Genomic DNA, 18750 nt, shown 5'->3' with positions numbered 1-18750 from the left:
TTTCGCAACATGTCTTTAGAACTTATTTTAAAATATTTCCCCGATATTTCGGAAACCCAGAAAGAGCAATTTTCAAAACTTGAAAATTTGTATAACGAATGGAACGAAAAGATAAATGTTATCTCCCGAAAAGATATGGAAAGTCTTTATGAAAAGCACATTTTACACTCTTTAGGAATTGCAAAAGTTATGACTTTCGCGCCAGGATCCAAAGTTTTGGATATCGGTACAGGCGGCGGTTTTCCAGGAATTCCTTTAGCGATTTTGTTTCCAGAAACACAGTTTACATTAATAGATAGCATTGGCAAAAAAATCACCGTAGTACAAGCGGTTGCCGAAGGTGTAGGATTGTCCAATGTCACAGCGATACACGGACGAGCAGAAAAACTAAAAGATAAATTTCATTTTGTGGTAAGTCGTGCTGTAACGCAGATGCCCGTATTTTTGCGTTGGTTGCATGGCAAGTTTGAGAAAGACCAATTCAATCCAAAACACAACGGCGTACTTTATCTTAAGGGCGGCGATTTGGGTGAAGAGTTAGCAGGCATCAAATCGGAAATTTTTCAACTGAAAAACTATTTCGAAGAAGATTTTTTTGAAACAAAAAAAGTAGTTTATATCTCTAAAGGAAATATTTTTTAGTAATTTTAAACTATGAAAGGATTTATTAAAATAAGTTTTGCAGTGTTAGGCCTCGTTTTTCTACAATCTTGTAACAACGACGCTTACGAAATTACTGGAGTACAGGCTAGAAAAATTGACAGCGTTATTATAGATCAAGACACTATGACGATTTTTAATATGCAGCCAATTAAAGTGTTTTCGACTTATAATAAAGAATGCGAAGGCTTTTATGGTGTAGATTATATCCCTCAGGATTCTACAAGAACAGTTGTTAATTACGCCTACAAAAATAACCAAACTTGTCAAGAAGGCACTTACCGCGCTTTTAATTTAATCAGATTTGAACCTCAGAAAAAAGGAACTTATTATTTCAAATTTTGGCAAGGCAAAAATGCTTCTGGAGAGAATATTTGGCTAGAAAAACAAATTGTAGTGGAGTAGTTTTTCCACAAAAAAAATAACTAAATTGAGACCTTTTAAAAAGGTCTTTTTTTATGAAATTTCTTGAGAAAATTGTCGAAGATTTGTTGTCTAAATTTTCAGATTTATCACAACTTAATATCGTTTTGCCGGGTAAACGGCCCTTGGTTTTTATCAATCGGATTCTGAAAGAAAAATCTTACAACGGGATGTTGCCACAATTCTCAACCATAGAAGATCTTATCCAAGAATTGGCGGCAAAACAGCATTTACAAGGCATTGCGCTTCATTTGTTTGCGTATAAAATTTATCAAAATATTGATACTTCAGAGGATTTTGGAAGTTTTCTAAAATGGTTTCCGACTTTGCAAAAAGATTGGGATGATATGCTGAAATTTACCGATGATGATGATAAAGTGCTGCAATGGATGCTGGATGAAGAACGTATCAAAAATTGGGGCGAAGACTTGGGCGAAGAAGATAATGCACGCCGTAGAAATCTCAATTTCTGGAAAAAGATGAATGCGTTTTTACCATTATTAAAAACCGAACTCGATGCTAAAAATTGGGCGACTTCTGGCATGATACACGTCGCAGCAAAAGAAAAAATCCAGGATTTCGCAAAAAATACGCCGGCACAGTTTATATTTTGTGGGTTTAACGCCTTTACGCCTATTGAAGAAAGTGTGGTGAAAAATCTGTTGCATTGGGACAAAGCCATTTGTTACTTTCAGGCAGATTCTTATTATATTGAGGACGAAAGGCAAGAGGCCGGAAAATTTTTGCGAGAACATCTAAAATGGAAAGAATTTAATGATTCGCGGGTATTCAATTGGATTGAAAATGATTTCCAAAAGTCTAAAAATATTAATGTCTATGAAGTCTCAGGGAATATTGTTCAGACTAAGGTTTTACCCAAGATTTTTGAAAATATAGCGCTTGAAGATATTTCTAAAACAGCAGTTATTTTACTCGATGAAAACCTTCTGCCAGCAAGTCTGGATGCTATGTCGCAAGTACAAAATCTCAATATTACAATGGGATTTCCGTTGAAGAATTTGTCTTTTAGCAATGCGATAAAAAAGCTATTTTATCTTCAAAAACAATTAGAAAAAAAAGCGAGTTCTTATTATTATGCAGATATTTTTCCGATTTTGCAAGAGTTACCAAATTCGGATGAAGATCAAAAAATCATCAACGATTTTATTGCGACCATAGAAAGCCGAAATATTGTTTACATTTCTTCCAAAATGATAATCGAGCTTTTAGGTGAGCTTAGCTATTTTTCTTTATTAAAGCAGCCTAACGATGTTATTAAATTCTTAGACGATCTCATTAAGTTTTGTACTGAACTGAAATTCAGAATTAATGATGACGATATTTTGTATGAAAATATTAGCCATTTTGAACAATCATTTAGAGTTTTAAAAAACCAGATAGAGCCTTACAAAATCCCTTTAAAAATGGAAACTTTGGAGGTTCTTATCAATCAATTGGTGAATACCGAATCGATAGATTTTCAAGGTGAACCTTTGGCAGGCTTGCAAGTTATGGGACTTTTGGAAAGCCGACTTCTTAATTTCGAAAACCTCATTTTGCTTTCTGTCAACGAAGGAAAATTACCGCTAGGAAATACCCAAAATACCTATTTGCCTTTTGATGTTCGTAAGAATTTTGGACTGAATACTTTTTTAGAAAATGACAGCATTTATGCGTATCACTTTTACCGATTAATTCAAGATTCTAAAAATGTTCATTTGTTATTTAATGCTTTAAGTTCGGGTGTTAACACTGGAGAAAAAAGTCGCTTTATTACTCAAATTGAAATGGAAAGTGCGCATAAAATTAATCATATTGTGGTTGATAATGCGTCCGAGCCTATTGTTCAGGAACTAATGAAAATCGAAAAAACAGAATCTGTCCTTAAAAAACTTTATGAATGGAAGCAATCTGTGTCGGCATCACATCTTACAAGTTATTTGTATAATCCAGTTGATTTCTATCTAAAATATGTTCTAAAAGTCAAAGATACAGACGAAATCGAAGAAGAACTTTCTGTGAGAAATTATGGTAATCTCGTGCATTTTGCTGTGCAATATTTATATGAAGATTTCAAAAATAAAATTTTGACTTTGGATGATTTTAAAGTTTTAAAAGATAGAGTAGAAGCTTCTATTTTGCATGCCATTAAAACCTTAAAGCATGAAAAAGAATTTTATGAGCGCGGGATGAATTATGTCCATCGTCAAATAGCAGAACGCGTTATCCGAAGCATTTTGCAGTATGACGAAAACCTGGTAAAAAACGGTTCTTCTTTAGAAATTATCGAACTTGAAAAAAATGTAAAAGCTGAATTTTTTATTAATGCTGAAAAAACAGATTCGGTGATGTTTAACGGTTTTATTGATAGGATAGACCGTCTGGATGGCGTTGTAAGAATTATTGACTATAAAACTGCAAAGATTAAAAAACTGAACCTGAAAGTTAAAGATAAAACCGAACAATTGGAAACTTTGTTTTATAACGAAGATTATAAACAAGCCTTGCAATTGTCCATTTATAAATATGTTTTGCAACAAGATGAAGATTATAACAAAAACATTTTAGAACCTGGCATTTGGTCTTTCGCGGAGGTTAATAAAGGCGTTGCTTCTTTAACCGCAGACGATTTGGATGACTCCGAAATTGAATTTTCCATAGCTTCGCTCATTAATTTAATTCTGAATCCAGAAATTCCTTTTGAGGAAAAAAAACATACAAGTTGGTAATAACCTCGGCTTTTCAATTGAAAAGCCGAGGTTGTTTAGTTCTTAATAATTTTTTGACTTATACTTTCCTTAGCAGTATTAATCTTTACAATATATTGACCGTTGTTAAGCTGCGACAAGTTTAATGATTTTGAAACCAATTGTCCTGCTAGATTATAAACTTCTATGCTTTTAATCTCATTTTCGGGAATATTGGTTTTGAAAATACCTTTGGAAGGATTGGGGTAAATAAAATGTTTACCTAATTTTTCATTTGATGAATTTGCAAGAGTTGACGAGTTTTCCAAATAACGAATCTCAATTGGGATGGTTATATTATTTTGTTCAATAGCAACAACATCCAAAACTGGGAATTTGTAATCCTGATGAAACCATTGGTAATTAATTGTTTTAATACTTCTTTGTTGTGTTCCACTGTTTTGAACGATTGTAATTTGTTGATCAGAAATTGTTTTTAGTCGCAAAACATTTGAAAATGTTTGATTATTAATTACAAGATTACCATAACCATCGACAACATTGGTACGCGTTCCGGTTCCGTTGATTTTAAATAAAAAACTCTGTTCCATAGATTCGCCATCATAAGAAAAAGCTTCTGTATAGGAGTCATTATAATTCATTGGGAATTTGTACATGACATCTGGCTGTTGATAATTGAGCGTCAATACAATTTCGTTACCAGAAGAATTCATTTTTAAACCCAACATTTTGGTGGAAAAATCAGAATAAGATTTATAGTAATGAGCAAAAAGATCCTCTAAAGTACTATTTGTTCCTGCTGGTTCTGGATTGTTAATTAATTTTTGAGCGACATTAAAATTATTACTAAATTCTACATCGCAATCCGATGTATAACCCAAAGATTGGCACCAAAGATTTTTAAAAACACTTGTAGATGGGTCTGCATAAGCGATTTGCTTGCTCGATTGATTTTGAACCGCCCCAAAATTCCACTGAAAATTAGCACCTGTTGCGGCAAAATTAAGGCTGGTAGAGGTGTTTCCTAAATGGTAATTGGCTTGGTCGCTTACATTAGCATAATTAGCGGCAGTATAGGTCATCTGCGCTTTTACCAATGACAATATCGCCATCAGTAAAACTGAATAAAATTTTTTCATGATAAATAGTTTTTAGTTTGTTATAAAGATAATAAAAATCTACTTTTTTATATCTCTTTAAAATGAAAAAAAACTATTAAATACATCAATTAAACCTAAAATATCTGAAAATCATGCAAAATTATAAAATGATAATTTTTGTCATTGTCTAATTTTAGAGCGGTTCAATAGAATTTTAAAAATAAAATATTGAATAGAATTTATAAAAACCAAATTGAAATAATATTAAAAAAATAGTTTAAAAATCACTGAATTCAGTTATAAAAAAACTGCAGAATTAATAAAAATTCTACAGTTTAAATGATGTTTTAGAAATTATTTTCTCCTTTAAAAAGCATTAATCCCCGTAATATCCATACCTGTGATTAATAAATGTACGTCGTGTGTACCTTCGTAAGTAATTACAGATTCTAAATTTGCTGCGTGACGCATCATCGGGAATTCTCCCATGATTCCCATTCCGCCTAAAATTTGACGAGATTCGCGTGCAATATCAATCGCCATTTTAACATTGTTTCTTTTTGCCATAGAAATCTGTGCAGGAGAAGCTTTGTGCTCATTTTTAAGATTTCCTAATTGCAAACAAAGCAATTGTGCTTTAGTAATTTCTGTTAAAAATTCGGCTAATTTTTTCTGCTGCAATTGATAAGAAGCAATTGGTTTCCCAAATTGTTTGCGCTCCAAAGCATATTGTACGGCTGTGCAATAGCAGTCGATTGCCGCTCCAATGACGCCCCAAGAAATACCATATCTTGCCGAGTTAAGGCAGGATAGAGGGCCTTTAAGACCTTCCACATTTGGAAGTAGATTTTCTTTTGGAATTTTCACATTATCAAAAACTAATTCTCCAGTTTTGGAAGCGCGAAGCGACCATTTGTCTGTCGTTTCGGGGCTTGTAAAACCGCCCATACCGCGTTCTACAATTACGCCACGTACTTTGCCAGCTTCATTTTTTGCCCATACCACAGCAATATCACAAAGCGGCGCATTGGTAATCCACATTTTGGCGCCATTAAGAAGGTAATGATCGCCATTGTTTTTAATCGTTGTTTCCATGGATCCGGGATCTGAACCGTGATTAGGCTCTGTAAGGCCGAAACTTCCGATCATATCACCAGTTGCCAATTTTGGAAGATATTTCTTTTTTTGATCTTCGGAACCGAATTCGTTAATAGGAAACATGACCAAAGAAGATTGTACCGAAGCAGCGGAACGAACTGCTGAATCGCCACGTTCTAGCTCTTGCATAATGATTCCATACGAAATTTGGTCGAGTCCAGCGCCGCCATATTCCTCAGGAATATATGGGCCCAAGGCGCCAATTTTTCCTAATTCTTTCATTAGATTTGGAATATCGCGATGTTCTTGAGCTGCTTTGTCAATTTGAGGCATTACAAAACTTTCAACCCAATCTCTAACAGATTGTCTAATGAGTTTGTGTTCTTCGGTTAAAAGATCATCCATCAGATAATAATCTGGAATGTTTGAAAGTGGATAATAAGACATATATTTTGATGTTTTGGTTAATAAAAAATTGTTTGTCGAAAATAAGCTTTTCTTGACAATTTCAAAAATTAATTTCTAAAGAGGTTTAAAGTCAATTTTAAACGGCATACATCTCACTATTTTAAAATAGCCTATAATTTATATTTAATTAAATACCAAAACAGTCATTTCCAATAGATTACAAAAATGTTAACAGATTTTTAAAAATTCACTTCTGTAAACAAACATTTACGCAATTCGAAATATAAAAGAACTTGAATTGGCAATATTAACATTTTTTTTAACATTTCCAAAATATTTATTAAAAAGATCAATAATCAAAGCGAAAAGAGTAGGAGCAAAGCAAAGAGAACCAATCACAATTATAAAGCAAAAAACCACGATTTAACGTGGTTTATTTTCAATGTAATTTCCTTTATAATTCCTGCGAAGATATCGACCTGTTCGCCTAGCATATACATTAAAGTATTTCCAGTCTGAATGTTTGTCGGAATTATCAAGCCATTGAGAAAAGGCAAAGCAACTGGACACAAATTCCATTTTAAAAGGCTGTTTTGTTGAATCCTTAAAAAATACTATGCAAGTATAATCTGAATTATTTTTGAACTCCATTTTCTTTGTCTTTTTCCTTTTCGGAAAGCTTTTCTTTGACTCGCGTTTTATTCAACTTTTCAACAACAAATAGGACAATTTGTGTTCCCAAAGTTAATATTAATTGTGCAAAAACGCTGTGATATTCATTCGGAATCATAAGAGGTGAAGCAAAAGCATAGCCAGTACTTAGGGGGTGATCCGTTAAATAGTTTAGTACTTTATCCATACACTACACACAATTACAAGGCGTTTGTTTTCCCGAAATATTAAACTTAATTCCGTTCAGCTTATAAAAGATGAACAACACACACGCACCAATTAAGATGTCTTTTTTACTGATATTTTTCATTTTATTTTTTGATTTTTTATTTAGTTAATTATATAGCGAATTATCCATTCCGAATCTTTTGGATTTTCAACAATTGAAATTTTAACCAAATCGCCACTTAATATTGTACCAGCGTTTGCAAGTTTTTTAACCTTGTCAAATAAAGCTACAGTTTTCCCGTTTTGGGCTTCAAATTGAATTGCACGACATTCGTCATAAGCAGGAAGTTTGTCCGAGTTATCGCATTCAAAACCACCTACAACAAGTATTTCAGAACCCCATTCCGAGCGTATTCTATCCATTTGTTTTATAAGTCGGTTGTAATTTCCGACCCTTTTTTGATCAGTAGGTTTGCAATTAGGGAAGTATTCAGACTCTTTAAAGTATTGACTTTTAATCAGTCCATTTGTTCCATTTTCGGAATTTCCGTTATTTCCTTGCGTATCATTGGAAGAACCCGAAGAACCCGAAGAATTTTGAGAACCAAGACCGCTTATTTTATCATCAAGGATTGACCCCATATTTTTGAGCCAATCGAAAAAGCTGGATTTATTATCAGTTCCCAATGTTACAGAGCGTAACATCATATAAATGAGATATGCACCCGAACCAATAAGCAAGAAGTAAATGAGATTGAACCAATCAAAGCCACCATCATTACTTTTACTTACCGTTGTATTTCTTTTTGGTCTGTTAGACCTTTTATAATATTTTGGCATGTTTTTTATTTTACTATTTTTAACAAAATTTTAAGGCTTTAATTTTTCGTACAATATCGTAGCAAGAAGCGAAGCCGTAACACTTAATACAAATACTTTTAAACTCATGAAAAAAATTTTTACTATTGGATTATTATCATTGTCTTGTTTAGCTTTTGCACAGACAAATAAAGATGTTATTTTAAAATCAAAAATTAAAAACTCCATTGCATTTGAAAAAGGAATGCTTTATGAAATTAACGATAATAAAACTATTAACAGCGTTTATGAATCTTACAAATGTTTAATAAAAAATTATAAATATGATATTAAACAAGACTCTCATTTCTTAAACCGCAAAGAATTTCAAAAAAAATATAAAGAAGCTTCTATTGAATTAGTTGAAAAAAAAGCTTTCACTTATATTTTAATGATGGACTTTAGAAATAGAGAGAACGCAGTTGAGAAATATCCAAAATGTTATAAAAAAGAATTTATTAATCTAGAATAATACATGAACTCGCTACAAGCGAGTTTTTATATTTTTATCGTACCAAGATTTAGGTCTATAAACTCCCTGTATAGCATCGACACAAGCCATAACCCTACGAGTCCAGCCAAGACCATAACAATGATACAATTTACCTGTAGGAGAGTTTGAACATGAATTTTTTGTACTCTTATAACTTTTCAACTCATTTATATAAAGAGTTTTAAATTTTTCCGCAACAGTTAAATAATTTGTGTTTTTATCTGCAAATATTAAACAATTTTTAAACCAAGTTTGTTTAAAAAGACCAACACCACCCATATAACAAGCATTTAACAAAGAAACTAGTAAACCCTTTGGAACAGCTATATTTGAGGTCTTTAGATAGATATTAAAATTATCTATAAAATTTGATTGTTTAAAATAATACAAAATTTGATTATAGGCTTCTTCTCTAGAAAATTTATCTCCATTTTTAACAGCTCTTAGCCTAACACCTTGAGGACTCCATATACTTATGGAACCATATCCACCTGTAGCAAATGACTCACCTTTAACCTGTCTAGCAATTGGCTCATAACCCTCATAAACCATCAAAAAATTGACTAATTCGTCAATAACATCTTTATTTATTTCTGTATATAAAGTCATATTTCCTGTATTTGAATTTCCATATTTTAAAGGTTGCAAAGCAGTATCTTCTGTGTAACCGAGTTTTACCATAGCTTCCTCGGTCAATTTAAACCCTAGTAAAATTGTTAATGTTATAGGATCCATATTTTTTTTAATTTTTAATTGTTATTAAAAAACCTACCTAATTGTAGGTAGGTTTTAGTTTACGCATCTTTATTCAGCTTTATTTTCCTCGTTTTTGTCTAGTGGTGACAAGTCCCAATTTTTAACATTGTCAATCGCATCTATGACAGCTATAGCTACTTGTGCGTAATATTTTACCGTAGGCATGGCTTTAAACGCAACACCCAAGAAATTAATGATTTTTTGCATTTTAAATTTTTAATTTATTTGTCTGAATTATCTATAAAGGTCCCTGCATAACCTCCATTTTTAGCGCGTGGGTTCATTACAAAAGCCATATCATTAACAACAACTTTACCTGTCTTTTTTTCCATTGTACCCCAATGAAAATTTGTTTGACCTGTTATAGTATTTGTAAAAACAACAGCAACAGAACCGAACCAACCTTTATCACTTTCTTTTGAATCTTTTGTTATAGTCGCTTTAATAGATATCAATTCTCTAGAACGGTTCAATCTCCAACCTGTTGTTAGATACATTTCAACACCGTCTTTATTAACGTATCTAGTAAATTTTGCACCGCTCTTTTTTGATTTTTTACCGCTACTTTTTTTATAATTCGTACCGCCTGAATAATCTTTTGAACTTGAATTAGATAGACCTTCTAAGGCTTTTTTCCTCCAGTAAGCTGCCTTTTCGGCATCACTATATTTATCACCACGTCTTGACATATTACCAAAATTTAAGTTTAGACTTTTGTTTTCTTTCGGCTACTAATTCAACATAGCCGACATACGCTACAGCTACTAGAAGAACATGCAACCATTTTATTTTTGTCCCTGGGATAACTTCCTTTTGAAGATACAGGTTAATTTGACCCATAAAATTAACATTAGGAATAGGGTCAGCGGTTGAAGTAAATATACTTTGACCGTTAGAAGTACTACCACCTTGCGCAGGTGTATCTGCAGAAGCACGACCAGAAGTTTGAACAAATTTTTCCTGCTCTGTTTTTGTCATTAACTGCATAGTCCTAGTATTCGGGACTACATTTGTATTTTGTGGATAATTTGTATTAGCCATTATTTTTTATTTTTAAAGATTATTAATAGTGCAATTAGACCAGCACCGATATAAATTAGTGTATTGTCTTTTTGACCTCCGTTAACGCTTACAGAACCGTTACCCCAATCAAAAAAACCGCCCCAAGAATCTGCCATTATTTTCGTTTTTTAGGTTGTGAATTAAAATAAATTAAAAGACCAGCTAGAGCACCACCGAGATACAGCATTGTATTGTCTTTCGTGGTACTACCTGCGTTTACCTGCCAATCTACTAGGCTATTTGTACCACCATTATTTTGCTGTACTCTACAAAAGTTATAAGCTTGCGCTTGACTATAAGCTTGTATTTGTCCACATTCGGTATCAAACCAACGCAAACCGTTTGACGAGTTAGAACCTCCATTAGTTCCTCCATTTGTTCCTCCATCTGTAGGGTTGTTTGTACCTCCATTTGTACCTCCTGTTCCAGTACCACCACCTGGATTAACTACAATAATATCACCCTCTAGAGGTTCTTGTATCATTATTACAGTTTTTGGCGCATGAAAATAAACATCATGCTTATGAGAATAAATAAAGTCATTTGCTTTTATATATTCTGTTTCTGTTACTTTATAATATTTTGACAGAGTTAAAAGGAACTGCTCAAACATTTTTATGCAAGCGTCACAAGCTTCTTTAGAACATTTATTAACAAGGTGAACCTCCCTAGCTTCCTTATCCATCGCCAACATTCCACTTGACCAAAAGATAGCACGCTTGACAGCTTCAAGGTCGTAGTAATTACTTTTTATTTCATCAACATAATTTTCTAAATGTTGACCTCTATCTCTTATGGATTGCTCGTCATAGGCTTGACCTCCCCAGCAACCAATATCTCCGAAAAAGTTTTTCGCTACATTAACTACTGTATTAGCTATTGCCATCATGGTTGCGGGGTCGATGTTATTAACAGTTCCGTCTTTGCCAAAAACATCAATATCAATATTTCTATTTGCAGATGTTCCTTTCAATCTGTTATCCACTACAGCACCTACAGGAGCGTAGTCTGGACCAGAATAACCACTATCATATCCGCCCTCTTCAAATTGGTCATTATTGCCCCAATCATTAGGATTAATTGACATAATTTTTAATTTTAATAGTTAATACTAGAACTCAATTAACATCACGTCAACCGCATCTTTGAAATCATAAGTCAAATTTCTAATTGGCTTAAAGTTGATTGATTGACGATTTAATGCAGCAGTTGTTTGTAAAAATCCTACAGGCAAGAATACCTTTTGCCCATTTTTAAAATAAGTAATAGCGGTAGCTTTACTTAATACAACTTTGTCGAAGTTTTCAGAATCGAAACCTAGTACAGATGTTTGTTTTTTGACAAAAATTGGATTTTTTGCATCATAGCCTAACAAAATTCTATCGTAAGTAATTCCACTGATTTGAACATCAAAAGATGATACGAATTGAATATCCAAACGTAAATAATCATTATCATCGAGTTGCAAATCACCTACAGCAAAAGGAACGACAAAAAACAGAATTGAATCTGATGTTTGTCCCAAATCACCAAGTTGATCGGATGAACCAGCTCTAGAACTATTAACATAGTTTTCGAAAAGTTCAAGCATCTCTGAACCTGATAAGTTAAGCAAAACTTTGTCAGCAACACTTTCTGAAATTAATGTTAATGTTACATTTTCTACAAATTGACTATTAACACCGTTAAAAACATAGCCAGCAGTACGCTCTTTAATGTAAATAGTACCTTTTTTTTGAGCATCTACTACAAATCTTCGAGTGAATCTAATATCCGAGTTGTCATTCATAATTTTAAAATTTATTTATTAATTATGATACAAATTTATAGGCAGTTTTTAACGCATTGAAACCATTTGACACCCTTTGACCCGTTTTGACACCTTTTAACCCCTGAAACAAGCTAAAAGCAATAGTATTGACGATAGTGGATAAATAATAGTTGATTATTTTTTATATTCAATTCTGCTATAATTTTTTTCTTTAACCGCTTTGCACTAGATAAACTTATCTCTGATAAATTAGCGAGGTCTTTTATAGTAAGTATTTTATAGTCGTTTACAATCATAGAGGAAAGGGTATTGGTTCAATGACATATTTTATTTCTTTTTCAACAATTTCTAATATTGGGTTTATTTTCTCAATAGGCTTATAAAGTATTTCAAACTGTCTTTTGTACCATTGTTTAAACATACTTTGTAATTTTATAGAACATTTTTTCAATGTACTTTTTACATCACCAACAAAGACTTTTACAAAGTCTGGAAGTTCAGGCGATATATATTCTTTCATTTGATTGCTTAGTTCCTCAACATGTACCATATCATTTTCAACAAAATCAATATATTTTAGCTTCATAATACTTTTGGAGGACCCCCATTGTTTAGCCAATACGGGACGCCTATATTTTTGATAGTCTTTTAATTTTGCTAATTGCTCTTTTGTCATATTTTTAACAGAGGTTTTTAACGGCGGTTTGGTCATATATTTTGTAATGTATGCGCCAACATCATTTATTTTTTTAAGACTTTCAATTCTAGTACTAGCAAAACTTTTTTCATAGCCAAGTTTAGCGAGATGATTATTCCAAACCCGATTAAGAACGGACTTATTAATAAAAGAATCAAAGAGAATATGAAAATGTATATCACCATTTTCAGTAGTTTCAGCACGCCATATATAATTCTTAATAGGAAGAGCCAAATCATTTGTTTGCTTTTTTGTTATTGGACAGATTATATAATTTTTTACGCTTTTAATGTCATCGATGAATTTTGCCAATGCTCTAACAATTTCCTTGTCTTGATGTTTTTGCTTTTCTGACAATGTAAGCGTACAGAATGTAATTGACCGTTGTTTAAAACCACGCCCATGCTGATAGCTTGATAATATTGATGATATAAAAACATTCGTGATTTCAGATATTTTTGATGCTTGGTTTTTCGAGAAACAATATTTGACAGTCTTATTTGTCGCATTTTCATAAGCCATGCGGAACGTTTCCGCAAAAGCATTAATGCAATCAATAGATTTCGTTTTTTTGAGAATTTGTAAGGTTCGATTTTCATTAAGTTTTTTTGACTGATTTTGGTTTAGATTTTCTTTTGACTTTTCGTTATACTTTTTAAAGGCGAAGCGTTTGTAATAGACAACACTTCGCTTTTTTACCTTAGCAACACTTTCAACCATTTTGACCGCTTTTTAACTCGCTAGGCTCGTTTAACTTTTCCGACACCACCGATTCTTTTGACAAGCCCATACTTAGGGAATTAACCGTTTTGAAATAGATTGTAAGAATCAAGAACAGAACGCAAGCAATAAAATAAAATAGGGAAACAAGGCGAAACCATTTATCAAAATAATTTTTCATTGTTACGACATTAAATAATTTAAGTAATCGACACCAATTCTTAACTTGACATAAACACATATATCGTTTTCGATTGACAATATCTCAAACTGAGTTGTTGAGAGATCAACAGACTCATATTTAGGCACTTTTATTGTAAAATAGTAATAGTCACCATCTTTATAAAAATCACCGACATATACCACATTTAGCGGTAATATTTTTTTAATTGCTTCTACCATTATTTTTTGTATTTATCGTTAAGAAATTTACAATGCGCGCAGGCCATGCGATAAGATTGATTTTCCGTTATTAATCGTTTGTCTGTTGTATCGACAACAAGAAATCCCGAACGTGAACCTTTAACTACAAATCTTTTAGAATCTAGGGGTAGAAGGTCCACTGGAGTGGACTTACCTTTATTATCTTTCATATTTAAATTTGTTTTCTTTTGGACTTATAAGAACTGTTAAAATCGAGGCTTTTCTATCACCAAGATATTGGTATTCTGGAAACATAATTTTTGCGCATTCACGACATAGAATCTTTTGACCACCAAAAAAGTATGGAAGTTCAACAACTATCATATTTGTATGAATCTTCTTTTTCATACAACGGACACAATAATGTCTAGACATTCTCAAGAATTTTTAAAAAGTTAGAAGCTTGATTTAATGTATATTGCTGATTTTCAATACCTTTTTGATAATAGGATAGGAGGGTGTCAAAATTTAACCTAAGATTTAAAAGGGATTGATACAATTGATTAAGGTCATTTATAAATCTTTTATCTATTGAAGTACAAATATTTAAGAGCAGGTCAATGGCTTGAAAAACAAACATATTGACACGCCAAAACTTGCAACTATGAACTTTTGTAAGTTTTAATTGCTGTATATAATACTGAACCTCATAAATTGACTCTATGAAGATATTTTCTTTTGAAAACTTTGTCTTTAATATTGGAGAAAGAAATGGCGCAATAGAATTAAGTTTTAGTGTATATAATTCCAAATTGAAAATTACTTCGTCAATTAAGCTTGTGTAAGCCGTTGCGAATTTTTGGACTTCATTTCCATTTTTAAAATAATAAAAGCCATAACTCGAAAAAATAAGTACTTCATAAACTTTAGTTTTTTCGTTTAGAATTACAGATTGTTCGAACTTGATACAATTTTTGTAAAATAACATTTGTAAATTAATTAAGTTAAACCTTAATCCCTTTACATTTCAAATATTGAAAACAGCCTATAATTTATATTATGTTAAATAGAGTATTTAATGAATTGGTTTTCAATAACTTGTAATTGTTTGCTATATTATTGAATTAGATATTATTAAAATTTCCCAAGTATAATTTCTCATTTGATTATATTTTAAAAATAATGTTGACTAATACAATGAATTGTATTTGTAAAAGAAAAAATATTTTTTTTCGGCAATGGCAGCCTTGGTATTTTACATAAAGGATAAAATTCTTAATTCGTTATTAAACGTTATTCCGTTTTTTTTTAATTAATAATAAACAATTATGAGTAATCTATTCATAAATATTCATGAAGTTGAGATTAAATAACATATTGTAAGTTTATTTTCGAGCAATTAGCAAAATTAAATTGTAGTTGTAGCTTTTGTAGAAAGGTTCTAGCCTATTTGAAAAGTGAAAATTTGAGCAAAAAACGATTTTGAAAATATTTGTAAAAATTATTAAGAAATACTCCTTTCCAAACTAAAGCAAAACGACTTATATTACTAACTAGATTCATTTTAAATTGTTAACGGAATTGGTTAATCTTTACGATCTGTCTTTAATTTTTCGTAAATTACAGGTGTTAAAGAAACTTAACTTCATAGCAATTAAAGTTTTTGTCAATATCTTTATTTTTAATCAAGTTTATTGTCAAATACGCAAATATTAACCAATTTAAAAATTTGAAAATATGAAAAAAGTAATGTTATTGGGAATGGGTGTTATGCTTTTATGGAGCTGTAATAATGCTTCTGAAAAATCAACTCCTCAGCAGGAAACAAAAACAGAACACCGTCATGATGAAAAAACAGACGCCGTGGAACTGAACAATGGAGAAAAATGGATCGTGAACGAAGAAATGAAACCTTATGTTTCAAAAGGCGAAGAATTGGTAAATGCTTATATTCAAAACCATGAAACCGATTATAAAACGCTTGCCAAACAACTTAATGAACAAAATGAACAACTCGTAAAAAGCTGTACTATGGATGGAAAAAGTCACGACGAACTTCACAAATGGCTACATCCGCACCTTGAAACAGTAAAAGCTTTGGAAAATGAAACCGATGCAACAAAAGCCAAAGAAATGCTTTTACAATTACAAAATTCTTATCAACAATATCACCAATATTTTAATTAATATTTTCAGTAATGAATTCAATAGAATACACTAACGGTGGTGTTATTAGCAAGCAGGTTACAAAATCACTTGGTGGAAATTTAACCTTGTTTTCGTTTGACAAAGAGCAAGGTTTATCGGAACATAAAACACCTTTCGACGCAATTGTGCAGATTTTGGATGGCGAAGCGGAAATAACAATTGGTGGAAAACCTCATCATCTAAAAAAAGGCGATTGCATCATTATGCCAGCTAATATTCCGCATACACTGAAAGCTTTTGAACGTTTTAAAATGCTGTTGACGATGGCACGACAAGAGTAAAAATGGAAAAAGATAAATTCTGGTATACACGATTTTATAAGGGAGAAAAGGAAAATCCGTTTGATTCAGATTTAAAATACTGGGCGTATAAATATTGGTTTTATGAACAAGATTATTTTGTAAATAATCCAAACCCCAACGAAGAAGAATTTAAGGATTTTATGATTCGTGTAATTTCACATATTGCTGATTACTTTCATGCTCCCTTTTCAAAATCATTAAAAGATTATTTTGAGGATTAAAAAACTGCCAATAATAGTGTATGGGCAAAATGCAGGTTTCTGGGAAAAGTTGAACTACTCCACTTCTTTATTTGCCAATATTTTCAAATTCCACTTTTTTGAGTAACTTAGTTTCATTGAAAATATCGGCTATGTTTGCCAATTCATGAACTTTCGGTTCTCCGAATTCTGGCACTTCGCTAATATTTTTTTTAGTTATAATTTCAAAAAAGAAATGACCCAAAAACTACTGATATGAAAACAAAATTACTTTTTCTTTTTTTTCTTTTTTTGACAACTAAATTATCTTTTGCACAATTAAATTGCTATCAACAAAGTAATAATTTGCATCAATATTATGCAAAACTGGAACATATTTCTAATTTGAATATAGGCTTCGATAAAACTGATTTTATAAATTATGTTACCACCTATTCAAATCTGACCATTGAAAATCTCTCAATATTAGATACAGATGTAATATCCGTTTCAAAATCCTTCCCTTCCTCGCAAACAGCTTTTTTACAAAATGTTGTAAGTATAGATTCAAATTCTGACATTTATTCAATATTATTAAACTCTAATAATTCAATTTCAACAATTGAATGTAGAAATAATCCAATCCTTTTAAATACTTCGGATTTTGAATTAAATAATCTAAAATTTGCCGTTACAAAAAATCCAATTGATGAGAATTCAAAAATTATTGTTCACTCAAAAATTAAAAATTTCATACTTTTAATCACCAATTCTGTAGGACAAACTATTCACAAAAAACAATATACAAATGGTGAAAATATTCTTCTTAATTCACTGGTAAAAGAAAAAGGTTTGTATATATTAACTATAATTGATGCGGAAAAAAAACACGCTCAATCTTTGAAAGTTGTTAAATAAAAGATTAAAGCTAAGCTTGACAAAATATGCAAAGTGAAGATAAGATCCGTCTTTTAGATTTCTGTTTCTAGTTATATCAGCAATATCATATTCCCTCTTGTTCCACCCTACGATGATGTGATGGAGATTTTTCACAGCAAAAATTCTCTTAACAAGGGACAAACAGGATCGCTTTAATCAACTTGCCCTTCTTATCAAATTGAAAACGCCATTGGTTATCCGATTCGGCGCCGTCGGGAATGGAAAAAACTTTTAACCCGTTTTCTCCATCATACATCCACCAACTTTCTTTTTTATAGAAACAATTTTTTAAATCTTCGAGCTTGGTATTTTCGTCAATGGTTCCTTTATCGGTTTGCATACGGAATCCATTTTTAAACTGAATTTCTACTAATGCTGCATCATTTTGGTCGCTCAATTCAAATTGCAAATCAGCATAATCCAAATAGCGAATGAGTCCTTCATCGAAATACGTCCCACATTCAGGTTGTTCTTGTGGTGTGCTAATTTTTCCTTTTCCCAACAGCTTTTCATATTCCTTTGCGGTTGCGGTTGTGCGGACTGAAATATTTTCAGGGGTAAGAATTTCAGCAACATACAGATATTCTCTTTCTACATTTTCTGTTTTGTGCAATGCCGTAAAAGTATTGATGAACTCTCCGTTTTTTAGAAGATATGCTGCTGCATAAGGTGCTAAACTTTCATTTTTATTGCCCACCCAATTTCCTTTGATATTGCCGTTTTCAATTTTATCGATTTCAAAAAATCGATCTTCTGCAAAAATGCTCGCATCCAATTGTCCGCCGTACTTCCACTCTTTATTTTTGTTTAAAAAAGCCGCATAATGCGCATCGAAATTGTTTCCGCCCCCTCGCCCTTCTATTGAAAAAGCAAGCAGAGCATCTTCTATTCCTTCGCCATCCAAATCGCCCCGAAACAGTTGATGCAGGTTATTCCAGGCGAAATGTTTTTCGGTTTCCAAACCGAGGTCTTTCAGAAAGGTTTTATCGGATTTCAATTGTTCAAAAGCTTGGGAAATAGCGACGCTATCATTGGCTACAACTTCGGTTTCTGCCTTTTGGGGTTCAAGGCTTTCTGTTTTAGACGAAGATTGTCCGCAGCTCGTCATCCATCCCAAAATTCCAAAAATTAATACGGCTAAAAAATGATACTTTTTCATTTGATT

23 protein-coding genes are annotated in these 18750 nt (G+C 32.0%); 8 read left to right on the top strand and 15 right to left on the bottom strand.

Annotated elements, in window-relative coordinates; genetic code table 11:
• The first annotated feature begins 9 nt into the window (after nt 1-9).
• Genes rsmG through ACVFVN_RS03670 form a run of 3 tightly spaced genes read left to right on the top strand, consistent with a single transcriptional unit; the run spans nt 10 to nt 3812 of the window.
• Nucleotides 10-642: a 16S rRNA (guanine(527)-N(7))-methyltransferase RsmG gene (gene rsmG / locus ACVFVN_RS03680; protein ID WP_456234233.1), complete on the top strand. Its 633-nt coding sequence runs from the start codon at nt 10-12 to the stop codon at nt 640-642.
• Nucleotides 643-654: 12 nt separating this feature from the next.
• A complete protein-coding gene (locus ACVFVN_RS03675) occupies nt 655-1065 on the top strand; it encodes a hypothetical protein (protein WP_165131543.1) in 411 nt (136 codons plus the stop codon).
• Nucleotides 1066-1118: 53 nt separating this feature from the next.
• Entirely contained in the window at nt 1119-3812 is a 2694-nt protein-coding gene (locus tag ACVFVN_RS03670; protein ID WP_456234232.1) for a PD-(D/E)XK nuclease family protein, read from the top strand.
• 35 nt (nt 3813-3847) lie between these two features.
• Here ACVFVN_RS03670 and ACVFVN_RS03665 read toward each other — a convergent pair whose 3' ends face one another.
• The 4 genes from ACVFVN_RS03665 to ACVFVN_RS03650 all read right to left on the bottom strand — a co-directional run bounded on the left by ACVFVN_RS03665 (nt 3848) and on the right by ACVFVN_RS03650 (nt 8077).
• Complete coding sequence (locus ACVFVN_RS03665) at nt 3848-4930, bottom strand: T9SS type A sorting domain-containing protein (protein WP_456234231.1); 1083 nt, start codon at nt 4928-4930, stop codon at nt 3848-3850.
• Nucleotides 4931-5257: 327 nt separating this feature from the next.
• The gene (locus ACVFVN_RS03660; protein ID WP_456234230.1) at nt 5258-6436 is read right to left on the bottom strand and encodes an acyl-CoA dehydrogenase family protein; all 1179 of its coding nucleotides are present in this window, start codon (nt 6434-6436) and stop codon (nt 5258-5260) included.
• Nucleotides 6437-7031: 595 nt separating this feature from the next.
• Nucleotides 7032-7256 carry a hypothetical protein gene (locus tag ACVFVN_RS03655; RefSeq protein ID WP_456234229.1) on the bottom strand — a complete coding sequence of 75 codons (225 nt, stop codon included), beginning with the start codon at nt 7254-7256 and terminating at the stop codon, nt 7032-7034.
• 143 nt (nt 7257-7399) lie between these two features.
• Complete coding sequence (locus ACVFVN_RS03650) at nt 7400-8077, bottom strand: hypothetical protein (RefSeq protein WP_456234228.1); 678 nt, start codon at nt 8075-8077, stop codon at nt 7400-7402.
• 106 nt (nt 8078-8183) lie between these two features.
• Between ACVFVN_RS03650 and ACVFVN_RS03645 the strand changes: the two genes are divergently transcribed.
• Complete coding sequence (locus ACVFVN_RS03645) at nt 8184-8567, top strand: hypothetical protein (RefSeq protein WP_456234227.1); 384 nt, start codon at nt 8184-8186, stop codon at nt 8565-8567.
• Between the two features lie 12 nt (nt 8568-8579).
• On the opposite strand, the gene ACVFVN_RS03640 is transcribed toward ACVFVN_RS03645, so the two are convergent.
• The 10 genes from ACVFVN_RS03640 to ACVFVN_RS03595 all read right to left on the bottom strand — a co-directional run bounded on the left by ACVFVN_RS03640 (nt 8580) and on the right by ACVFVN_RS03595 (nt 14945).
• A complete protein-coding gene (locus ACVFVN_RS03640) occupies nt 8580-9323 on the bottom strand; it encodes a hypothetical protein (protein WP_456234226.1) in 744 nt (247 codons plus the stop codon).
• A gap of 69 nt (nt 9324-9392) precedes the next feature.
• Nucleotides 9393-9551 (bottom strand): hypothetical protein, encoded by a 159-nt coding sequence (locus ACVFVN_RS03635; RefSeq protein WP_456234225.1) that lies wholly within the window; start codon nt 9549-9551, stop codon nt 9393-9395.
• 14 nt (nt 9552-9565) lie between these two features.
• Nucleotides 9566-10033, bottom strand: a complete 468-nt coding sequence (locus ACVFVN_RS03630; RefSeq protein ID WP_456234224.1) for a hypothetical protein — start codon at nt 10031-10033, stop codon at nt 9566-9568.
• A gap of 1 nt (nt 10034) precedes the next feature.
• Entirely contained in the window at nt 10035-10331 is a 297-nt protein-coding gene (locus ACVFVN_RS03625) for a hypothetical protein (protein ID WP_456234223.1), read from the bottom strand.
• A 53-nt stretch (nt 10332-10384) separates the two neighbouring features.
• The gene (locus ACVFVN_RS03620) at nt 10385-10522 is read right to left on the bottom strand and encodes a hypothetical protein (RefSeq protein WP_456234222.1); all 138 of its coding nucleotides are present in this window, start codon (nt 10520-10522) and stop codon (nt 10385-10387) included.
• A complete protein-coding gene (locus tag ACVFVN_RS03615; protein WP_456234221.1) occupies nt 10522-11493 on the bottom strand; it encodes a hypothetical protein in 972 nt (323 codons plus the stop codon). Before ACVFVN_RS03615 ends, ACVFVN_RS03620 begins: the two co-directional genes overlap by 1 nt.
• 24 nt (nt 11494-11517) lie before the next feature.
• Complete coding sequence (locus tag ACVFVN_RS03610) at nt 11518-12195, bottom strand: hypothetical protein (RefSeq protein WP_456234220.1); 678 nt, start codon at nt 12193-12195, stop codon at nt 11518-11520.
• 274 nt (nt 12196-12469) lie between these two features.
• A complete protein-coding gene (locus tag ACVFVN_RS03605) occupies nt 12470-13594 on the bottom strand; it encodes a rolling circle replication-associated protein (RefSeq protein WP_456234219.1) in 1125 nt (374 codons plus the stop codon).
• Nucleotides 13595-13777: 183 nt separating this feature from the next.
• Nucleotides 13778-13996, bottom strand: coding sequence for a hypothetical protein (locus ACVFVN_RS03600; protein ID WP_456234218.1), 219 nt, complete (start codon nt 13994-13996; stop codon nt 13778-13780).
• A 388-nt stretch (nt 13997-14384) separates the two neighbouring features.
• The gene (locus tag ACVFVN_RS03595) at nt 14385-14945 is read right to left on the bottom strand and encodes a hypothetical protein (RefSeq protein WP_456234217.1); all 561 of its coding nucleotides are present in this window, start codon (nt 14943-14945) and stop codon (nt 14385-14387) included.
• Nucleotides 14946-15694: 749 nt separating this feature from the next.
• On the opposite strand from ACVFVN_RS03595, the gene ACVFVN_RS03590 reads away from it, so the two are divergent.
• From ACVFVN_RS03590 to ACVFVN_RS03575, 4 genes are all read left to right on the top strand, one after another.
• Nucleotides 15695-16144: a hypothetical protein gene (locus tag ACVFVN_RS03590; protein WP_456234216.1), complete on the top strand. Its 450-nt coding sequence runs from the start codon at nt 15695-15697 to the stop codon at nt 16142-16144.
• 11 nt (nt 16145-16155) lie between these two features.
• Nucleotides 16156-16446, top strand: a complete 291-nt coding sequence (locus tag ACVFVN_RS03585; protein ID WP_456234215.1) for a cupin domain-containing protein — start codon at nt 16156-16158, stop codon at nt 16444-16446.
• 2 nt (nt 16447-16448) lie between these two features.
• Nucleotides 16449-16688 carry a hypothetical protein gene (locus ACVFVN_RS03580; RefSeq protein WP_456234214.1) on the top strand — a complete coding sequence of 80 codons (240 nt, stop codon included), beginning with the start codon at nt 16449-16451 and terminating at the stop codon, nt 16686-16688.
• 234 nt (nt 16689-16922) lie between these two features.
• Nucleotides 16923-17564 (top strand): T9SS type A sorting domain-containing protein, encoded by a 642-nt coding sequence (locus tag ACVFVN_RS03575; RefSeq protein WP_456234213.1) that lies wholly within the window; start codon nt 16923-16925, stop codon nt 17562-17564.
• A 148-nt stretch (nt 17565-17712) separates the two neighbouring features.
• Here the strand turns inward: ACVFVN_RS03575 and ACVFVN_RS03570 are convergent, their stop codons facing one another.
• On the bottom strand, nt 17713-18744 hold the full coding sequence (locus ACVFVN_RS03570; RefSeq protein ID WP_456234212.1) for a hypothetical protein: 1032 nt from the start codon (nt 18742-18744) through the stop codon (nt 17713-17715).
• Nucleotides 18745-18750: the final 6 nt, after the last annotated feature.

The sequence above is a fragment of the Soonwooa purpurea genome, assembly GCF_053891095.1.
Note: the sequence above shows the minus strand (reverse complement) of the source record. Positions and strands in the feature narration are given on the sequence as shown.